Genomic DNA, 18480 nt, shown 5'->3' with positions numbered 1-18480 from the left:
TGACTCAGCGGTTGTTCTTTTTAGCCTGTGTTTGCTCCGCGGCGCGGTCAGCGGCGGGCGACGCGGCTGCGCAGGCGGCCGGCGCCCACCAGGGAGCGCAGCAGTTCGTCGAAGTATTCCGAGGCCTGCCGGGCCGACTCGCCGGGCCAGTGATGGACCGCGTGCGCCGCGCCCTGGATCTGCTGCCAGTTGGCCTGTTCGGCAATCGTGGGGCTGAGCAGCAGGTCATTGAACATCTGCTTCATCTCCGCCAGACGGAAGGTGTGCTCGTTCGAGGAGGAACGCACCCGGTTCGCCACGATCCCGGCGGTCTGCAGGCCCGGCGCGTACTCGGCCTTGAACAGTTCGATCGCGCGCATTGTGCGTTCGGTGCCAGCCACCGAAAACAGGCCCGGCTCGGCCACCAGCAGCACCCTGTTGCTCGCCGTCCAGGCCATCCGGGTGAGTCCGTTGAGCGAGGGCGGGCAGTCGATGAGGACCAGGCCGTAGCCGGTCACCCGGGAGAGCAGCGTAGAGAGGCGGCGCAGGTCGCGGCGCCCAAGGTCCGGGCGGTCGTAGATGCCCGAGAAGGCCGAGCCCATGGCGACGTCGAGGACCGGCTTCACGCCGGAGCCGGCCAGGTTCTGCTCGATCGCCGTCCCGACCCACCCACTGGGCACGGTGTTGGCCGCGAGGTCGGCGCGGCGGGCGTTCTTCAGGAGCCGGCCGATGTCCAGCTGCCCACCGGCGCGGACGCCGAGGCCCGTTGTCGCATCGGCATGCGGGTCAAGATCGACCACGAGGGTCGGGATGCCAGCTGCGAGTGCCGCCGATGCCAGCCCCAGGGTCACGGAGGTTTTCCCCACGCCGCCTTTGAGGCTGCTGATACTCACTACTTGCACTGGTTGGACCTCTACCTTAAATCGCGGGAATTCCGGCTGCGGGCACAGCGGCACTGATGCGCTTCCCTATTGTATGGTCCCGCGGGAGGTAATTCCGTCCGGCATGCCGCGCCGCGTCCTGCGGCCAGTATTCGGACGCAATTTGAGCGGGTGTGGTCAACCGACTGTAGGCTCGTGCTGAAACCACGCAATCCTTCCCCGCACGGCGTACCACCGAATTATCGGCACATTCCCCAGCATATTCACCGTAAATAAGCAGGAGCGGCATGTTCTCCAAGATTCTTGTAGCAAACCGCGGCGAAATCGCCATCAGGGCCTTCCGGGCAGGGCATGAGGCGGGAGCCAAGACCGTCGCCGTGTTCCCATACGAGGACCGCAACTCCATCCACCGGCAGAAGGCCGATGAGGCCTACCTGATCGGGGAGCAGGGCCACCCGGTGCGCGCCTACCTCGACGTCGCCGAGGTGGTGCGCGTCGCGAAGGAATCAGGATGCGACGCCATCTACCCCGGGTACGGTTTCCTCTCCGAGAACCCGGACCTCGCACGGGCCGCGGCCGAGGCGGGCATCACCTTCGTCGGGCCGCCCGCCGACGTGCTCGAACTCGCGGGCAACAAGGTCAAGGCCCTTGACGCCGCCCGGCAGGCCGGCATCCCGGTCCTGAAATCCTCGAGGCCGAGCGCGGACCTCGACGAATTGACCGCGGCGGCGGACGAAATCGGCTTCCCGGTCTTCGCCAAGGCAGTCGCCGGCGGCGGAGGACGCGGGATGCGCCGGGTTGACACCCGCGAGGCCCTCCCGGGAGCGCTTGAGGCGGCAATGCGCGAGGCCGAATCGGCCTTCGGCGATCCGACGATGTTCCTCGAGCAGGCGGTGCTGCGCCCCCGCCACATCGAGGTGCAGATCCTGGCGGATGCCGAGGGCAACGTGATGCACCTATTCGAGCGCGATTGCTCCCTCCAGCGCCGCCACCAGAAGGTCATCGAGATCGCACCGGCGCCGAACCTCGACGACTCCATCCGCCAGGCGCTGTACCGCGACGCCGTCGCCTTCGCCAAGGCCCTGAAGTACGTCAACGCCGGTACGGTCGAATTCCTCGTCGACACCGTGGGTGAGCGCGCCGGCCAGCACGTGTTCATTGAGATGAACCCCCGCATCCAGGTCGAGCACACGGTGACCGAGGAGGTCACCGACGTCGACCTCGTCCAGTCCCAGCTGCGGATCGCGGCAGGGGAGACCCTGGCCGACCTCGGCCTGAGCCAGGAGACGGTCCAGCTCCGCGGGGCCGCCCTGCAGAGCCGGATCACCACCGAGGATCCGGCCAACGGGTTCCGCCCCGACGTCGGAAGGATCACCGCCTACCGTTCAGCCGGCGGCGCGGGCGTGCGCCTCGACGGCGGCACCGTGTACGCGGGCGCGGAGATCAGCCCGCACTTCGACTCCATGCTCGTAAAGCTGACCTGCCGGGGCAGGGACTACCCCACGGCGGTCACCCGTGCCCGCCGGGCGCTGGCGGAGTTCCGGGTGCGCGGGGTCTCAACGAACATCTCCTTCCTGCAGGCCGTGCTCGACGACCCTGACTTCATCTCCGGGAACGTTGCCACCTCCTTCATCGACGAACGCCCCGAGCTGCTCACCGCGAGGGTCCCGGCGGACCGGGGGACCAAGCTGCTGACCTGGCTGGCCGACGTCACGGTCAACAAGCCCAATGGAGAGCGCCCGGCCCACCTCGACCCGCGGGAAAAGCTGCCCACGGCGCCCGAGGGCGGGCAGGACCTGCCGCCCGGGTCCCGCCAGCTGCTGCAGGAGCTCGGCCCGGAGGGATTCGCCGCCCGGCTGCGCGCCCAGGAGGCCGTCGCCGTCACCGACACCACGTTCCGGGACGCCCACCAGTCACTGCTCGCCACCCGGGTGCGCACCCGCGACCTCGCGGCCGCCGGCGGGTCGGTCTCACGCCTGACCCCGCAGCTGCTGTCGGTTGAGGCCTGGGGCGGTGCCACCTACGACGTCGGCCTGCGCTTCCTCGGGGAGGATCCGTGGGACCGCCTCGATACGCTGCGGCGGGAGATTCCCAACATCTGCCTGCAGATGCTCCTGCGCGGGCGAAACACCGTCGGCTACACCCCGTACCCGGAGGCCGTGACCGAGGCCTTCGTCAAGGAGGCCGCCGCCTCGGGCATCGACATCTTCCGGATTTTCGACGCGCTCAACGACGTGTCCCAGATGGAACCGGCGATCCGCGCCGTCCGGGCCACCGGCACGGCGGTGGCCGAGGTGGCCCTGTGCTACACCGCGGACATGCTCGACCCGAAGGAAACCCTCTACACCCTCGAGTACTACCTGGGGCTGGCCGAGCGGATGGTCGCCGCAGGCGCGCACATCCTGGCCATCAAGGACATGGCGGGGCTGCTCCGTCCCGCCGCGGCCGCGAAGCTCGTGACCGCCCTCCGCGAGCGTTTCGACCTGCCGGTCCACCTCCACACCCACGACACCGCCGGCGGGCAGCTCGCGACGCTCCTTGCCGCCATCGACGCCGGGGTGGACGCCGTCGACACCGCCAGCGCCCCGCTGGCCGGCACCACCAGCCAGCCCTCCGCGTCGGCACTCGTGGCAGCGCTCGCCCACACTCCGCGGGATACGGGGATCGACCTTGACGCGGTCAGCTCCCTCGAACCTTACTGGGAGGCCGTGCGGCGGACGTACTCGCCGTTCGAGTCCGGGCTGCCGGGCCCGACCGGACGGGTGTACCGGCACGAGATCCCGGGCGGACAGCTGTCAAACCTCAAGCAGCAGGCCATCGCCCTGGGCCTCGGCGAACGCTTCGAGGCGATCGAGGACATGTACACCGCGGCGGACCGGATCCTCGGCCGGCTGGTCAAGGTCACCCCGTCCTCCAAGGTGGTCGGCGACCTGGCGCTCCAGCTGGTCGGCGCGAACGCCGACCCGGCCGACTTCCAGGAGAACCCGCAGAACTACGACATCCCCGACTCGGTGATCGGGTTCCTCAACGGCGAACTCGGCGACCCGCCGGGGGGCTGGCCCGAACCGTTTCGCTCCAAGGCGCTGCAGGGCCGGGCCGTGAAGCCGCGCATCGTTGACCTGGAGTCCGCCGACGAGCAGGCACTGGCCGGGGATTCCGCCCAGCGGCGGGCCACGCTGAACCGCCTGCTGTTCCCCGGGCCGGCCGCGGACTTCACCCGGACGCGGGAGACCTACGGCGACGTGTCGGTGCTGAACACTGCCGACTACCTGTACGGACTGCAGCAGGGCGGCGAGCACGTCATCGAGCTCGAGAAGGGCGTGAGGCTGATCGCGACCCTCGAGGCCGTCTCGGACGCCGATGAGAAGGGACTGCGCACGGTGATGTGCACCCTCAACGGCCAGATGCGGCCCGTTTCGGTGCGCGACCTCAGCGTCCAGAGCGACGTCAAGGCCGCGGAAAAGGCCGACCCGTCCAATGCCGGCCACATCGCGGCACCCTTCGCCGGCGCGGTCACGGTGACCGTTACGGAGGGCGCGACGGTGAGCGCCGGTGACACCGTCGCCACCATCGAGGCGATGAAGATGGAAGCGAACATCACCACCCCGACGGCCGGCACCGTCCAGCGCATCACGGCCGACGGCGCCCAGCAGGTCCAGGGCGGAGACCTGCTCGTCGTCATCAGCCCCGCCTGAGCGTTCGGCCTCCGGACCGGGACGCGGCCCGTCCCGGTCCGGACGCGCTGCGCTAGAGTTCATCGTTGATGCCCCGCGCCTCCCGGCGCGCCCGGCCCGTACCCAACCCCGTGAGGAACCATGGTCTCGAAATCCCCCTCAAGTCCCACACCACCCGACCCGGCACAACCGGACGCCGCCGCCGAGCCGGGGCAGGGCGCAGGGGAGGCAGAGGGATCCGGGACGGCGGCCAGGGGGACAGCCGGTCCGGCCCCGGCCGGCAAGACCAAGGCGAAGGCCTCGGACGCGGCGAAGGCATCAGACGTGGACACAGTTTCCGGCGCGGAATCATCGGCCCGCGGGGAAACCCCCGCCGGTACGGTCCCCGCCGCCGGCGCCGCAACCTCCACCGACGTGCCCTCCACCGGTGTGCCCTCCAGTGACGAGGGCCCCTCTGATGGGTTCCCTGCCTCGGGCCAGGATCCCGCCGTCGGAGCGCCCTCCCCGGGCGGGGCCCCGGCCGCGCCTCCGCAGTCCCCGGCCCTCCCGGCCGCGTCCGGGCAGGACGCCGGGCCCGGCGCCGAGCCGGGAAACGGAACGGATGCGCTGCCGGCGGTTCCGGAGGCCTCGGCCGCTGCCCTGTGGAACGGCGGGGTGCAGGTCGGCCCGGTCCCGGTCATCCAGGCACCGCTGCCGCCCACGCTCATTCCGGAGATCGGGGCCACCTCCGCGCCGAACCTCCTCTCCATCCCGGTGTCCGCCGAGCCCACCGGGTGGCGCCCCAGCGGGTCCGCCGAGCCTTCCGCGGGGGAGCCGGCCGGCAGTGCCGCCCCAGGGACCAGAGATTCCGCCGCCGAGGAGCCGCCCAGCGCCCGCCGCGTGCGCGAAACCGGGCCGGAACCGGCGTCCGCCCTGACCGCCGACCGCCTGCTGACCGGCACCGAGCGGCCTCCCTCCGGCGGCTGGCGGCGCTGGCTCTACTCGGCGACGCTGGGTTACGTGAACCTCGGCGACTCCGACGCGGTGCGGATCCGCAGGGCGACCGAACACCGGATCGCCGTCCGCCTCGGCGGGCACACCCGCTATGTGCCGGTCCTCTCCCGCAAGGGAGGCGTCGGCAAGACCACCGTCACCACCCTCCTCGGCATGGCGCTCGCCGATATGCGCGAGGACCGCATCATCGCGATGGACGCCAACCCCGACCGGGGAACGCTGTCCGACCGTTCCCCGGGACGCGCCGACTTCACCGCCCGCCAGTTGGTGCAAAACCGGTTCATGGTCGACTCCTTCGCTCAGCTGGCCCACTACGTCACCCGCGACGGCTCCCGGCTGCACGTCCTGGCCTCGGACACCGACCCCGCGGTGGCGCAGGCCTTCGACGATGCCGACTACCGCGCCGTCACCGACATCCTCGGCCGGTACTACTCCATCGTGCTCACCGATTCCGGCACGGGAATGGTGCACTCGGTGATGAAGGGAACCCTCGAGAAGGCGGACACGGTGGTGCTCGTCTCCGGCGGAAGCGTCGACGAGGCGAGGCTTGCCTCGGAGACCCTGTCCTGGCTCGAGGCCCACGGCCGGCACGACCTGGTGGCCAAGGCCATCGTCGTGATCAACCTTTCCTCGGGCAATGGAACGCAGGTGAGGGTCGGGGAGATCGAGGAGCACTTCCTCTCCCGGGTCGGCACCGTGGTGCGCATCCCGTACGACCGGCATCTGGCCGAAGGCTCACGCATCGACCTGGCGAAGCTGCAGCCGGCCACGCGCAACGCGGTGATCGAACTGGCCGCGCTCGTCGTCGACGAACTGCACGACTGAGGCCTGCGGCCGCCGCCGGAAACTGACGCACGCACCGAAAACGACAAACGCACCGAAAACGACAAACGCACCCGATAATTCGGGTGCGTTTGTCGTTATGAGGTCCGCCGGTCGTTTTCGACGGCGCCCGGCTCCCTACACGCGGGGGGTGGCGTAGATCCCTTCGACGATGTCGGAGTAGTCGGTGAGGACCTGGGAGCGCTTGATCTTCAGGGACGGCGTGAGGTGGCCGCTGGTCTCCGTGAAGTCGGAGGGGACGATCCGGAACACCTTGATGGCCTCGGCCTGGGAGACCGTCTTGTTCGCCTCGTCGACAATGGTCTGGATCTCGGCCAGCACGGCCGGGTGGCTGACAGCCTCCTCCATGGTGGTGCCGGCCGGCAGCTGGTGGCGCTCGAGCCAGCCCGGCAGGGCCTCCTCGTCGAGGGTGATCAGTGCCGAGATGAACGGCCGCTGGTCGCCGACCACCACGCACTGCGACACGATGGCGTTGGCGCGGATGGTGTCCTCAAGCATCGCGGGCACCACGTTCTTGCCGCCGGCCGTGACGATGATTTCCTTTTTGCGGCCCGTGATGCTCAGGTACCCGTCGGCGTCGAGTTCGCCGATGTCACCGGTGCGGAACCAGCCGTCGATGAAGTTCTCCGCCGTGAGGTCCGGCCGGTTGAAGTAGCCCCGAAGCACCGCGACGCCCTTCGCGAGGATCTCGCCGTCGTCGGCGATCTTGACGGCGTTGCCCGGCAGCGGAGCGCCGACCGTGCCGATCTTGACCTTGCGCGGGGTGTTCACCGTGAGCGGCGCCGTGGTCTCGGTGAGCCCGTAGCCCTCAAGGACCAGCAGGCCGATGCCGTGGAAGAAGTGGCCCAGCCGGTCGCCCAGCGGCGCCCCGCCAGAGACGGCGTATTCGACCTTCCCGCCCATGGCAGCCCGGATCTTGCGGTAGAGCAGCCGGTCGAACAGGGCGTGCTTGGCGCGCAGCGCCAGCGGGACCTTCCCGGCCTGGTCGGCCTTCGACCAGGCGATGGCGACGTCGGCGCCGGCGTGGAAGATCTTGCCCTTGCCGCCGTCCTCGGCCTTGAGCATCGAGTTGTTATACACCTTCTCGAAGACCCGGGGCACGGCCAGGATGAAGCTTGGCTGGTAGCTCTGCAGGTCCGGCAGCAGGTTCTTGACGTCCGCCGTGTGGGCGACCGTCGCTCCGGCAGCGACGCACAGCACCGAGATGAACCGGGCGAAGACGTGCGCCAGCGGCAGGAACATGATGGTGCGCGCACCCTCGTGGGCGACCTCGGACAGTGCGGCGGCGGCGTTTTCGGAGAGCTCGACGAAGTTGGCGTGGGTAAGCTCGCACCCCTTGGGGCGCCCCGTGGTGCCGGAGGTGTAGATGATGGTCGCGATGTCGTCGAGGTTCGCCAGCGACCGGCGGTCCGCGAGGGTCGAGTCCTCGACGAGGGTTCCCGCGGTCCGGAGGGTTTCGAGTCCGTTGCCGTCGAACTGCCATACGTGGGTCAGGGCGGTCGTGCTCTCGGAGGCAGCGGCTTCACGGACGACGTTCTCGTGCCGGGCCGACTCAACGAAGGCGGCCACGGCGCCCGAGTCGGAGAGGATCCACGCGACCTGTGCCGGCGAGGAGGTCTCGTAGACCGGAACCGGGACGGCGCCGGCGAACCAGATGGCGAAGTCGGCAAGGGCCCACTCGTAGCGGGTGCGGGCCATGATTGCCACCCGGTCACCCGGATTGACGTTCGAGGCGATCAGGCCCTTGGCGACGGCCTCGACCTGCTCGCGGAACTCGGTGGCGCGAATGTCCCGCCACTGGCCTGCTGCGTCCTGGACGGAGAACAGGGCCGGGTTCGACGCCTTTTCCGCCTGCCGCACCACGAGGTCGGTAGTGTTGCTGTTGCGGGGGACGTCCACTAGGACGGGAACGCTGATTTCGCGCACAATAGCTCCTTTGATATCGCCGACGACTACAGGCATTTTCATAGACTATAGGGTGCCGCAGTCCCCGTTACTGTCCAGTAATGTACGAATTGATAACGGTGGAGGAAAATGCGCACCGGCTCCCGCCGCGGGATCCTGAAGGAGGACGAGATGGCAGCTGGAGCGGAGCCGGCGTCGTCCTACCCGCGGCGCCGCGGCGCACCGCCCTGGGCGGCAGGGCAGCCGCGGTCGGTCCGCCGGGCCGGACTGCCCGGCCGGGCCGGACTGCCCGGCCGGGCCGGACGCGCCGGGCTTCCCGCGGCCCGGCGCGGACTCGCCATCGGCATTGACGTCGGTGGGACCAAGGTCGCAGCGGGCGTCGTCGACGGCTCCGGACGCCTCCTCGCGCAGGCCCGCCGGTCCACACCGGGAAGCGATGCCCGCGAGGTGGAGGCCGTCATCGTCGACCTCGTGGCTGAACTGGGCCGGGGGCACCGGATCCGCTCGATCGGCATCGGCGCCGCCGGCTGGATGGACCTCTCGAACGGGACCGTGCTTTTCAGTCCCCACCTGGCGTGGCGCAACGAGCCGCTGCGCAGCAATCTCGAGGAACTGCTCCGGCGGCGCGTGACCGTTGTCAACGACGCCGACGCTGCCGCGTGGGCGGAATGGCGGTTCGGCGCCGGCCGCGGCGAGCCCCGGCTGGTGTGCGTGACGCTTGGGACCGGCATCGGCGGGGCCATGATCCTTGACGGGCGGGTGGAGCGCGGCCGTCACGGCGTGGCCGGGGAGTTCGGTCACCAGGTCATAGTGCCGGGCGGCCACCGCTGCGAGTGCGGCAACCGGGGCTGCTGGGAGCAGTACGCGTCGGGCAACGCGCTGGGCCGGGAGGCACGGGAGCTGGCGGCGGCGAACTCGCCCGTGGCGCAGTCGCTCCGAGCGGCAGTCGGTGGGGATGTCCAGGCGATCACCGGGGCGCTGGTGACGCGGCTTGCCCTCGACGGGGATCCTGCCTGCCAGGAGCTGGTCGAGGAGGTGGGGCAGTGGCTCGGGCTGGGACTTGCCAACCTCGCGGCGGCACTGGACCCGGGCACCTTCGTCATCGGCGGCGGACTGAGCGAGGCCGGCGGGCTCCTCCTCGGACCGGCCCGCCGGGCTTTCGCCCGCAACCTCACCGGGAGGGGTTTCCGGCCGGCCGCCGCCATCGAGGCGGCTGCCCTGGGACCGTCGGCCGGCCTGATCGGGGCGGCGGACCTTTCCCGCTCGCTGCCGCGCGGCCGCTAGGAAGCCTCCCGCGCCGGGGGGAGCAGGATCAGACCTCCGCGCCGTCGTCGTCGCGCTGACGCGGCAGGCGCAGCACCAGGAACGCCACGCCGGCCAGGAACCCGGCGAGTACACCCAGGGTCACCGCCGTCGGCGCGTCCCGCCAGAACATGGCGAAGAGCAGCAGGAGGACGGGCCCGCCCGCAGCGCCGAGCCAGGCCAGCACCACCAGGGGGTCTCCCATGCCGAGCGGAGGAGGTTCGGGGGGCTCGTATCCCGCCCCGCCGTCGAAGCCCTCGTCGTCCTCGGGTTCCTCGTAGTCCCTCGGGCCGGCCGGACGCAGCGGCTGGTTCCTGAAAATCGCCTCGACGCGGTCCCGGTCGCTGAGCTCCGGGTCGTCGGATGCCTCGGCCTCCGGGCCGCCGGGGGTGCTTTCCAACCGTGCCACGAGGTCCCGCCAGACGGCGTCGTCGGTGGACTCATTCGGCTCTCGGGGGGTCATACGCTGGTACCTGCGCTCACGTGCCTGATGAAGTCCGCGGACCGGTCAAAAATGAAGGGTGCATCATGGTCCATCGTGGCCACATGGTAGCTGTTCGTCAACCGGATAATCTCCAGGTCGGCGCTGCCCAGGTGCTGCCGCAGGACCTCGATGCTGGTTTCGGGAACCACCGGGTCGGTGTCTGACCGGAAGACGAGGGTCGGTGCCGTGACCCGTGGCAGCAGGGCCGTCGTATCGCGGAACAGCCCGGCCAGCTGGTGCACGGCGGCGACCGGAGTCCGCAGGTAGGCGCCCTCGTCCTGGCCCTCGAGCCGGATGCTGTTGCCGATCGCCGGAACCGAGCGCATCACGTACTTAAGGAACCCCGCGTACCGGGCGCGCGGATCCGCGAAGGTCAGTCCGGGATTGACGACGACCACCCCCGCGACGTCGTGCTGGGCGGCAAGGCGCAGCGCCAGCGCACCTCCCATCGAGAGCCCGGCGGCGACAATCCTGTCGGTGTTTCGTGCCAGGTCCTCGTAGGCCTGCTCGTACTCGCCGTACCAGGCCCGCCAGGGCGTGCGCGCCAGCTCCTCCCAGGAGGTGCCGTGCCCGGGCAGCAGCGGCAGCCGCACCGAGAACCCCTGCCCCGAAAGGTGTTCCGCCCACGCCCGGACGCTCGCCGGCGAACTGGTGAATCCATGGCTGAGCAGCACGCCGGTCCGGCCCGCCTCTCCGGTGCCGTCGTGGGAGAAGGCAACCGCCCCGGGAATCGATGTCATGGGTCAATGGTCGCACCCGTTCACCACGCCGTACCAGCCGGCGGGATCCTTAGAGTAATGTCACAAAAGGAAAAAGCGTGCCGTCCGGCGGGAGCCGGACGGTCCCTGCAGGGAAGGCTGGCAGCGTGTTCTATTGGGTCATGAAGAGGATCATCGTCGGTCCGATTCTGAGAGTGCTCTTCCGACCCTGGGTCAAGGGCCTCGACAACATTCCCGCGGAGGGGCCGGCCGTCCTCGTCAGCAACCACCTTTCCTTTTCGGACTCGATCTTCCTCCCCGTGGCGGCGCCCCGGCCCGTGGTGTTCCTGGCCAAATCGGAGTACTTCAACGGCAAGGGCCTCAAGGGCAGGCTGACGGCCATGTTCTTCCGGCTCTCGAACCAGCTGCCGATGGACCGCTCCGGCGGCGCCGCGTCCTCCTCCTCGCTGACGGCCGGCATGGACATCCTCAACGGCGGAGGCCTCCTGGGCATCTACCCCGAGGGCACCCGCAGCCCCGACGGACGCCTCTACCGCGGTAAGACCGGCGTCGCCAAGCTGGTCCTGGCCACGGGGGTTCCCGTCATTCCCGTCGCCATGATCGGCACCGACAAGGTCCAGCCCATCGGGCGGCGGATCCCGAACATCCGCAGGGTCGGCATCATCGTGGGGGAGCCCCTCGACTTCAGTCGGTACGAGGGCATGGCCGATGACCGGTTCATCCAGCGCTCGGTCACCGACGAGATCATGTACGAACTGATGCGCCTTTCGGGTCAGGAGTACGTCGACGCCTACGCCAGCAGCGTCAAGGAAAAGCTGGCAGCGGAGAAAGCCGCCGGCAGGAAGCACCACCGCCCCGGTGCCGACACCCGCAGGGCCGCGGTGCGGATGCCGCCGCCGGAGGTTCCGCAGGCACCGGCACCGGCACCGGCACCGGGGGCCGTGACCGAAGTGGGCAAGGCCCAGCCGCCCAAGGGGCGGAAGAAGGACACCGCCTGAGGTGCTTTTCCCGCCCGCCGGCGGGGTGGTGGGCTTGATGTGGCCTATGTGACACAGCCGGGCGGCTACGTGACGGGCGGCGACGAACCGCGGTGTCGAAGCCATTAGGCTTGAGGGGTGACCGATACTGCAGCCTCAGCGTTATTGCCTCCTTTTCCGCTCCCCGCCGCCGGTACAGCAGGGCTCGACCACTGGCGGAGCCTTCCCATTTCGCAGCAGCCCCAGTGGCAGGACCCCGCGGTCCACACCTCCTCCATCAAGGAACTCTCGTCGCTTCCGCCGCTGGTGTTCGCCGGTGAAGTGGATGTCCTGAGGGAACGGCTGGCCGCGGCGGCCCAGGGCAAGGCATTCCTGCTCCAGGGCGGCGACTGCGCCGAAACCTTCGAGGGCGCGACCGCCGACCGGATCAGCGCCCGGGTCAAGACGATCCTCCAGATGGCCGTCGTCCTCACCTATGGTGCGTCCCTGCCGGTGATCAAGATGGGCCGGATGGCCGGCCAGTTCGCCAAACCCCGTTCCTCGAACGACGAGACCCGCGACGGCGTCACCCTCCCTGCCTACCGCGGCGACATGGTCAACGGCTACGATTTCACCCCCGAAAGCCGCGGCCACGACGCCTCCCGCATGGTCAAGGCGTACCACACCTCGGCCTCCACCCTGAACCTGATCCGGGCGTTCACCCAGGGCGGGTTCGCCGACCTGCGCCTGGTGCACCACTGGAACAAGGGCTTCACCGCCAATCCGGCGCACTCACGCTATGAGTCGCTCGCCCGGGAGATCGATCGGGCGGTGCGCTTCATGGACGCCTGCGGCGCCGACTTCGAAGCGCTGAAGCGCGTCGAGTTCTTCGCCAGCCACGAGGCGCTCCTCCTGGACTACGAGCGGGCGCTCACCCGCATCGACTCGCGCACCAATCTGCCCTACGACACCTCGGCGCACTTCCTCTGGATCGGGGAGCGTACCCGCGACCTCGACGGCGCCCATGTCGACTTCCTCTCCCGGGTCCGCAATCCCATCGGGGTGAAGCTTGGCCCCACCACCTCCGGTGACGACGCGCTCGCCCTCATCGACAAGCTCGATCCCAACCGCGAGCCCGGCCGCCTGACGTTCATCACCCGGATGGGTGCCCGGAACATCCGCGAGAAGCTGCCCCAGCTCGTCGAGAAGGTTACGGCCTCCGGCGCACAGGTTCTGTGGGTGACCGACCCCATGCACGGGAACACTGTGACCTCGCCGAACGGGTACAAAACCCGGAACTTCGACGATGTCATGGACGAGGTCCGCGGATTCTTCGAGGTCCACAAGGCCCTCGGGACGTTCCCCGGTGGGCTGCATGTCGAGATGACCGGCGACGACGTCGCCGAGTGCCTCGGCGGGGCTGACCCGGTGGACCAGGAATCCTTCCTCGAGCGCTACGAATCCGTGTGCGACCCGCGGCTGAATCACATGCAGTCGCTCGAGATGGCCTTCCTCGTGGCCGGGGCGCTCTCCAAGAACTGATCCGCTTCGCAGCCGGACGCCGCGGGGCTGGGCAGCCCGGCCCCCACGGGAACGCCGGCACCGGGCTGGCTGATCCCGAGCAGCCAGCCCGCGGACGCGGCCAGGAAGGCCAGCAGGACCAGCAGCAGGACCAGCACGGCCTGCCACTGCGCCGCGCGCCGGGTGCGCAGCCGCTTGACCGGCCGCTGCGCGGCGCGTGCCTGTTTGCGCTGCTGGGACCGGCCCACCTTGGGGGCGGGCTGCGCCGAATGCGGAGTCTGGGACTGCGGCGGATGGACCTGCGCGGGATGAGGCTGGGCGCGGGGCTGGACGGCAGGAGGCGGAGCGGCGCTCCGCTGGACCGCCTTGCCGAGGACGCGGGTGGCGTTGTCCCTGCCCGGACCGGCCGGCCGGACCTGGGGCTCCGGCGGAAAGATCCGGGTCGTGGCGTTCGGGCTGCCCGAATGGGCCGGCAGGACCACCGTTGGCGAGTCCGCCGGTCCGGGCGGAAGCGCGGTCGCCCCCGAGCGCCCTTCACCGAACACTTCGGTGGGATTGGCTGCGTGGATGCCGGTGCCGATTACTTCGGTGGGGCTGCCGATGCCCATTCCATCGATGGGGCCGCCGATCACTTCAGTGGGGCTGCCTGCGGGGGCGCCCAGCACCATGGTCGTACCGCCGCCCTCCGGCATCCCGCCGGTCCCCGGTGAGCCGGCGTTTCCGGCTCCGCGGTCGACGCGCCCCACCGGCGACGGCGGGCAGTAATCGAGGTCGGCGCCCGTGAGCGTCGTGCGGACATGGCGGAGTTCGCCGAGCAGGGCGGTGCCGTCGACGGGCCGGTCCTCGGGATCCCGCGAGGTGCACCACTGCACCAGTTCGTCGATGTCCTCGGCCAGCCCCGGCAGGAACTCCGATGCCGCCGGTACATGCTCGTAGGCGTGCTGGAAGGCGATCTGGACCGGGGCATCGCCGGTGAAGGGCTGCCGCCCCGTCAGAAGTTCAAAGAGCATGATGCCCGCGGAGTAGATGTCGCTGCGGGCGTCGGCAGGCGAGCCGGTGACAAGTTCGGGCGGGAGGTAGGCCGCGGTGCCGACAAGCGTGGCGGTGCCGGTGGTTGCGGTGACGGCGCGCGCGAGCCCGAAGTCGGCGATCTTGATCTGCCCGTTGCTGGACAGGAGCACATTTTCCGGCTTGACGTCGCGGTGCACCAGCCCCGCCTCATGGGCGGCGGCGAGGCCCTCGATGACGGGGTCGATCAGGGCGAGGGCCAGCCGCGGGGTGAGCCGTCCGCGTTCGCGGATCAGATCCCGAAGCGTGCGTCCGGGAACGTACTCCATCACGAGATAGGCGGTGCTGCGTTCGGCCGTCTCGTCGACGCCCTGGTCAAGGACACCCACAACGTGCGGGTGGGAGAGGCGGGCGGCCGATTTCGCTTCCTGCTCGAACCGGTCCAGGAAGGTGCGGTCTTCGGCGAGGTGCGTGAACAGGACCTTCAACGCAACCCTGCGGTCCAGCCTGCGGTCGAGGGCGAGGTAGACCGTGGACATTCCTCCGCGCGCGATGCGCGACTCGACGAGGTAGCGCCCATCGACAAGTTCGCCGATCAGGGGGTCGTTCAGCCGTTGGTGCACCTATTGATACTAAGTCCTGGCTGCGGTGGAGGGCAGGATCAACACCCGGCCCCGCCCTCCACCGTTCCTACCGGAAGTTCTTCTGGTGGGCCTTGATGGCGGCGACGTAGTTCTTGGTGTCGCTGAACATTCCATGGGTCTTCACGGAATACGCGCCCTGGTAGTAGGACGCGATCGCGATGTCCTGCGAGGGGCTCGTGGCGAGCAGCGAGCGGATGATCGCCACGCCGGCCGTCACGTTGTCCTGCGGGTTGAGGAGGTTGAGCTTGCGCCCGACCAGGTCGCTGGCCCACTGGCCGGACATCGGGATGACCTGCATGGTGCCGATGGCGTTGGCCGGGGAGACCGCGCGCTGGTTGAAGCCCGATTCCTGGTAGGCGAAGGCCATGGCGAGGCTGGGATCGACGCCCATCGATCGTGCGGTGTTCGCCACGATCGTACGCATCTCGGCCGAGCTCGGGACCGGCAGCGAGTTGAGGATCTGCTTGTTGCGGTTCGCGTCCGCGACGACCGCCTGGGGGTAGGTGACCCCAAGGAAGGTCGAGGGGACGAGGTTCGTCGGGGGCGGTGTCGTGGGGGAGCCGCCGTTGCCGGTGGGAATCGTGAGCTTCTTGCCCGGGTAGATCACCGTCGACGCCTGCAGGTTGTTCGCCTGGAGCAGCGCGGCAAGGCTCACACCGTGGCGGGCCGCGATGGCGCCCAAAGTGTCTCCGGCCTTGATCGTGTAGCTTCCCGCCAGGGCGGCGGGCGCGGTGGGCGCGGACGGTGCGGTCGGCGCAGACGGAGCCGCAGGGGCTGCCGGCTTCCCACCGAGGACCAGCTTCTGGCCCGGGTAGATGACCGAACTCATCGAAAGGTTGTTGGCCTTGAGCACGCTGTCGAGGCTGACGCCGTGGCGTGAGGCGATGGCGCCGAGGGTGTCTCCGGGCTTGACGACGTAGCTGCCGGCCGGAGCGGCCGGGGCGGCGGGAGCGGGCTTGGCCGGGGCCGGAGCCGACGGCTTGACGGCGGCCTGTCCGCCCAGGGCGAGTTTCTGGCCCGGGTAGATGATCGAGGTCATCGAGAGGTTGTTGGCCTTGAGCACGCTGTCGAGGCTGACGCCGTGGCGTGAGGCGATCGCGCCGAGGGTGTCACCGGGCTTGACGACATAGCTGCCCGTGGTCTGGGCGCGGACCGCCGCAGGAGCGGCGGGTGCAGGGGATGATCCGGCCACCAGCCGGATCTTCTGTCCCGGGTAGATCACCGTGGCGGCGCTCATCCGGTTGAGCTTGAGCAGGGCGCCGAGCTCGATTCCGTGCTTGCGGGCGATGGCGCCCATGGTGTCGCCGGCCTTGATCGTGTAGGCCGCCGGCGTTGTCACGGCTGGAACCTTCAGGGCGGGAACCCGGGCGGCGACCTCGGCGGCCGGAATGAGGGTGCGGGCAGGGGAGGCCTGCACGGTAGGCACGTGTTGCCGCACCGAGGTGGCAGGGGAGGGCTGGTGGGCGGCTGCCGATTCCGCCAGAGCCACCGAGGACAGGATGACGGCCGGGATGGCGGCCGTGGACACGGCCAGGTTCCGCCGCCGGGAGGAGGAGGTGCCTGCGGCGGCGCGCCGGGAGGCTCCGCTCAGGGGTGTAGACGGTGGCTGGGCAGTCATGGGCATTTCCTCATCTATGGGCGGCCGGAGCCGCACGGTCGTCGGACCACCGGGAGCAATCGTTCTCCTGTCCCGGCAAGCCAAGGTGTAAGTGTTAAGCAATGGGTCTTCTGTGACTCCAGTTACATGTGTGACTGTAGTGAATGTACACGATGGTGGGCGTATCACAACAGGTGGGAACTCCACATCAGGAGCCCGTACGGCGTGTCGGTTCCCCTGCAGGCGGAGGGTAGAGCGTGTGTGCCGGGTCGTGGCACCCTTAGAAGGTGACTGAAATCGAAGAACTTGTGCCCCACTGGAGAAATCTCCCGGAGGTCGCCGAACTGCTTGGCGTCCCCATCACGAAGGTCCATGCGCTGCTCGATGAGCGCGCACTGGTCGCCCTGAGGATCACCGACCGAAAGATCCGGAGCGTCCCCGAGGAATTCCTTGTCGACGGGGCGGTCCTCGACAGCCTCAAGGGCACCGTCGTGGTCCTCTCGGACTCCGGGTTCGGGGATGAGGACATCATCCGCTGGCTCTACACCGAGGACGACTCGCTGCCGGGCCGTCCTATCGACGCCCTCCGCGGAGGCCGCAAGACCGAGATTCGGCGCCGGGCGCAGGCTGCGGCCTGGTAGCCAGAGCAGGGTAGAGGGCGGCTGGTGGACAGCCGTCCTTCGGGCGCCCGCCGGCGCCCACGTCGTGCGCAGGCGGGTCCGCCCGGCGTGTGGACGGTTTAGAAGGTCCGGGTCACTGCCGCTTCCGCCAGGAGCCCCAGGGCAGCCGCCGACACCTCATCGGTCCCAAGGCCGCCAAGGGCGGCGAAGGCTTCGGCCGAGCGGTCCTGGATCAGCTTTTCGGTATCCCGCAGGGCCCCGCTGGCGGTAATGAGCTCGCGCAGCCGGGAGACTCCTTCGTCGTCCAGGGCCGGATCGCCCAGCAGCGAGTTGAGCACGCCCTGATCATGCGGGCTGCTGCCGGCCAGGGTGCGGGCCACGAGGTAGGTACGCTTGCCTTCCCGGAGGTCGTCTCCGGCGGGCTTCCCGGTCACCGCCGGGTCGCCGAAGACCCCGAGGACGTCGTCGCGCAGCTGGAAGGCCTCGCCGAGCGGCAGCGCAAACGCTGAGAACCGCGCCAGCGTGGCCGCGTCCGCGCCCGCCAGCGCGCCACCGAGCATCACCGGGCGCTCGATCGAGTATTTCGCCGACTTGTACCGGAGGATGTTGAGGGCGCGATCGGCCGCGGTGGCCGGCGGCAGGTCCGGACCCACGGCCTCCTCCAGGAGATCGAGGTACTGGCCGGCCATCACCTCGGTACGCATCCGGTTGAAGATGGCCCGGGCGGAGGACGCCCCGGCCCCGACGCACGCCCCGGTGAACAGCTCTTCGCTGAAAGCGAGGCACAGATCTCCGGCGAGGATCGCCGACGACGTGCCGAAGCGGTCGGCGTCGAGGTGCCACCCGGCGTCCAGGTGCTGCTGCCTGAACTGCCGGTGGATGCTGGGGGCCCCGCGGCGCGTCTCCGACCGGTCGATGACGTCGTCGTGCATGAGCGCCGCGGCCTGAAAGAACTCAAGCGCCGCTCCCGCCCGTGCCACCGGCTGCAGGTCGCCCGTTCCGCCGGCAGCACGCCAGCCCCAGAAGCAGAGAAGGGCGCGGATCCGTTTCCCCCCGGAAGTCAGCCCGCGGATGGCGGATAGCAGTGACAGCGACTCGGGGGAGATCTCCGCGAGGAGTTCCTCCTGCGCTGCGAGGAACGCTCCGGTCTCCTCGGACATGGACGAGAGGAAGGCGCCCTGGTCCCGGCGGACCGAGTCAGTGAGGCGGTTGTCCGGGTCGGCGGGTCGGGTGGCGGACTGCATGAATTCCCCGTACGGCTAGGCAGGCGTGAACGGATCCAACTCTAAACCCCCTCGGCCGGGGCCCCCAGCCGGGGCCGGGCCCGGCCTGCGGTGTCGGGGACCTCGGATAC

13 protein-coding genes are annotated in these 18480 nt (G+C 69.7%); 6 read left to right on the top strand and 7 right to left on the bottom strand.

Features of this window, described 5'->3' with window-relative positions; genetic code table 11:
• Nucleotides 1-47: 47 nt before the first annotated feature.
• Nucleotides 48-881, bottom strand: a complete 834-nt coding sequence (locus tag GVV86_RS14365) for a ParA family protein (protein WP_159803148.1) — start codon at nucleotides 879-881, stop codon at nucleotides 48-50.
• Between the two features lie 266 nt (nucleotides 882-1147).
• Here GVV86_RS14365 and GVV86_RS14360 point away from each other — a divergent pair, with 266 nt between their 5' ends.
• Entirely contained in the window at nucleotides 1148-4555 is a 3408-nt protein-coding gene (locus GVV86_RS14360; RefSeq protein ID WP_159803147.1) for a pyruvate carboxylase, read from the top strand.
• Nucleotides 4556-4675: 120 nt separating this feature from the next.
• The gene (locus GVV86_RS14355) at nucleotides 4676-6352 is read left to right on the top strand and encodes a nucleotide-binding protein (RefSeq protein ID WP_159803146.1); all 1677 of its coding nucleotides are present in this window, start codon (nucleotides 4676-4678) and stop codon (nucleotides 6350-6352) included.
• 135 nt (nucleotides 6353-6487) lie between these two features.
• Here the strand turns inward: GVV86_RS14355 and GVV86_RS14350 are convergent, their stop codons facing one another.
• Entirely contained in the window at nucleotides 6488-8332 is a 1845-nt protein-coding gene (locus GVV86_RS14350) for an AMP-dependent synthetase/ligase (protein ID WP_246199806.1), read from the bottom strand.
• A 114-nt stretch (nucleotides 8333-8446) separates the two neighbouring features.
• Between GVV86_RS14350 and GVV86_RS14345 the strand changes: the two genes are divergently transcribed.
• Nucleotides 8447-9559, top strand: coding sequence for an ROK family glucokinase (locus tag GVV86_RS14345; RefSeq protein ID WP_159803145.1), 1113 nt, complete (start codon nucleotides 8447-8449; stop codon nucleotides 9557-9559).
• A gap of 28 nt (nucleotides 9560-9587) precedes the next feature.
• On the opposite strand, the gene GVV86_RS14340 is transcribed toward GVV86_RS14345, so the two are convergent.
• Nucleotides 9588-10040: a hypothetical protein gene (locus GVV86_RS14340; protein WP_159619020.1), complete on the bottom strand. Its 453-nt coding sequence runs from the start codon at nucleotides 10038-10040 to the stop codon at nucleotides 9588-9590.
• The gene (locus GVV86_RS14335; RefSeq protein WP_159803144.1) at nucleotides 10037-10801 is read right to left on the bottom strand and encodes an alpha/beta hydrolase; all 765 of its coding nucleotides are present in this window, start codon (nucleotides 10799-10801) and stop codon (nucleotides 10037-10039) included. The genes GVV86_RS14340 and GVV86_RS14335 overlap by 4 nt, the downstream gene beginning before the upstream one ends.
• Before the next feature lie 125 nt (nucleotides 10802-10926).
• On the opposite strand from GVV86_RS14335, the gene GVV86_RS14330 reads away from it, so the two are divergent.
• Both GVV86_RS14330 and GVV86_RS14325 read left to right on the top strand, forming a co-directional pair.
• Nucleotides 10927-11778: a lysophospholipid acyltransferase family protein gene (locus GVV86_RS14330; protein WP_159803143.1), complete on the top strand. Its 852-nt coding sequence runs from the start codon at nucleotides 10927-10929 to the stop codon at nucleotides 11776-11778.
• 117 nt (nucleotides 11779-11895) lie between these two features.
• Nucleotides 11896-13278 carry a class II 3-deoxy-7-phosphoheptulonate synthase gene (locus GVV86_RS14325; protein WP_425513934.1) on the top strand — a complete coding sequence of 461 codons (1383 nt, stop codon included), beginning with the start codon at nucleotides 11896-11898 and terminating at the stop codon, nucleotides 13276-13278.
• On the opposite strand, the gene GVV86_RS14320 is transcribed toward GVV86_RS14325, so the two are convergent.
• A complete protein-coding gene (locus GVV86_RS14320; protein WP_201291459.1) occupies nucleotides 13221-14888 on the bottom strand; it encodes a protein kinase domain-containing protein in 1668 nt (555 codons plus the stop codon). The two genes, GVV86_RS14325 and GVV86_RS14320, sit on opposite strands and share 58 nt — an antisense overlap.
• Nucleotides 14889-14955: 67 nt before the next feature.
• Entirely contained in the window at nucleotides 14956-16527 is a 1572-nt protein-coding gene (locus tag GVV86_RS14315; protein ID WP_159803142.1) for a lytic transglycosylase domain-containing protein, read from the bottom strand.
• A gap of 266 nt (nucleotides 16528-16793) precedes the next feature.
• Between GVV86_RS14315 and GVV86_RS14310 the strand changes: the two genes are divergently transcribed.
• Complete coding sequence (locus GVV86_RS14310) at nucleotides 16794-17147, top strand: Rv2175c family DNA-binding protein (protein WP_159619016.1); 354 nt, start codon at nucleotides 16794-16796, stop codon at nucleotides 17145-17147.
• Nucleotides 17148-17245: 98 nt separating this feature from the next.
• Here GVV86_RS14310 and GVV86_RS14305 read toward each other — a convergent pair whose 3' ends face one another.
• Nucleotides 17246-18370, bottom strand: a complete 1125-nt coding sequence (locus GVV86_RS14305; protein ID WP_159803141.1) for a polyprenyl synthetase family protein — start codon at nucleotides 18368-18370, stop codon at nucleotides 17246-17248.
• Between the last annotated feature and the right edge of the window lie 110 nt (nucleotides 18371-18480).

The organism is Arthrobacter zhaoguopingii, from assembly GCF_009828595.1.
GTDB classification, from domain to species: domain Bacteria; phylum Actinomycetota; class Actinomycetes; order Actinomycetales; family Micrococcaceae; genus Arthrobacter_D; species Arthrobacter_D zhaoguopingii.
Note: the sequence above shows the minus strand (reverse complement) of the source record. Positions and strands in the feature narration are given on the sequence as shown.

What these genes read in the sequence shown, in the direction of transcription:
- GVV86_RS14345 (WP_159803145.1), top strand. Translation starts at nt 8,447, where the DNA reads ATGGCAGCTGGAGCGGAGCCGGCGTCGTCCTACCCGCGGCGCCGCGGC.
- GVV86_RS14315 (WP_159803142.1), bottom strand. Translation starts at nt 16,527, where the DNA reads ATGACTGCCCAGCCACCGTCTACACCCCTGAGCGGAGCCTCCCGGCGC.
- GVV86_RS14305 (WP_159803141.1), bottom strand. Translation starts at nt 18,370, where the DNA reads ATGCAGTCCGCCACCCGACCCGCCGACCCGGACAACCGCCTCACTGAC.
- GVV86_RS14335 (WP_159803144.1), bottom strand. Translation starts at nt 10,801, where the DNA reads ATGACATCGATTCCCGGGGCGGTTGCCTTCTCCCACGACGGCACCGGA.
- GVV86_RS14350 (WP_246199806.1), bottom strand. Translation starts at nt 8,332, where the DNA reads ATGCCTGTAGTCGTCGGCGATATCAAAGGAGCTATTGTGCGCGAAATC.
- GVV86_RS14340 (WP_159619020.1), bottom strand. Translation starts at nt 10,040, where the DNA reads ATGACCCCCCGAGAGCCGAATGAGTCCACCGACGACGCCGTCTGGCGG.
- GVV86_RS14360 (WP_159803147.1), top strand. Translation starts at nt 1,148, where the DNA reads ATGTTCTCCAAGATTCTTGTAGCAAACCGCGGCGAAATCGCCATCAGG.
- GVV86_RS14355 (WP_159803146.1), top strand. Translation starts at nt 4,676, where the DNA reads ATGGTCTCGAAATCCCCCTCAAGTCCCACACCACCCGACCCGGCACAA.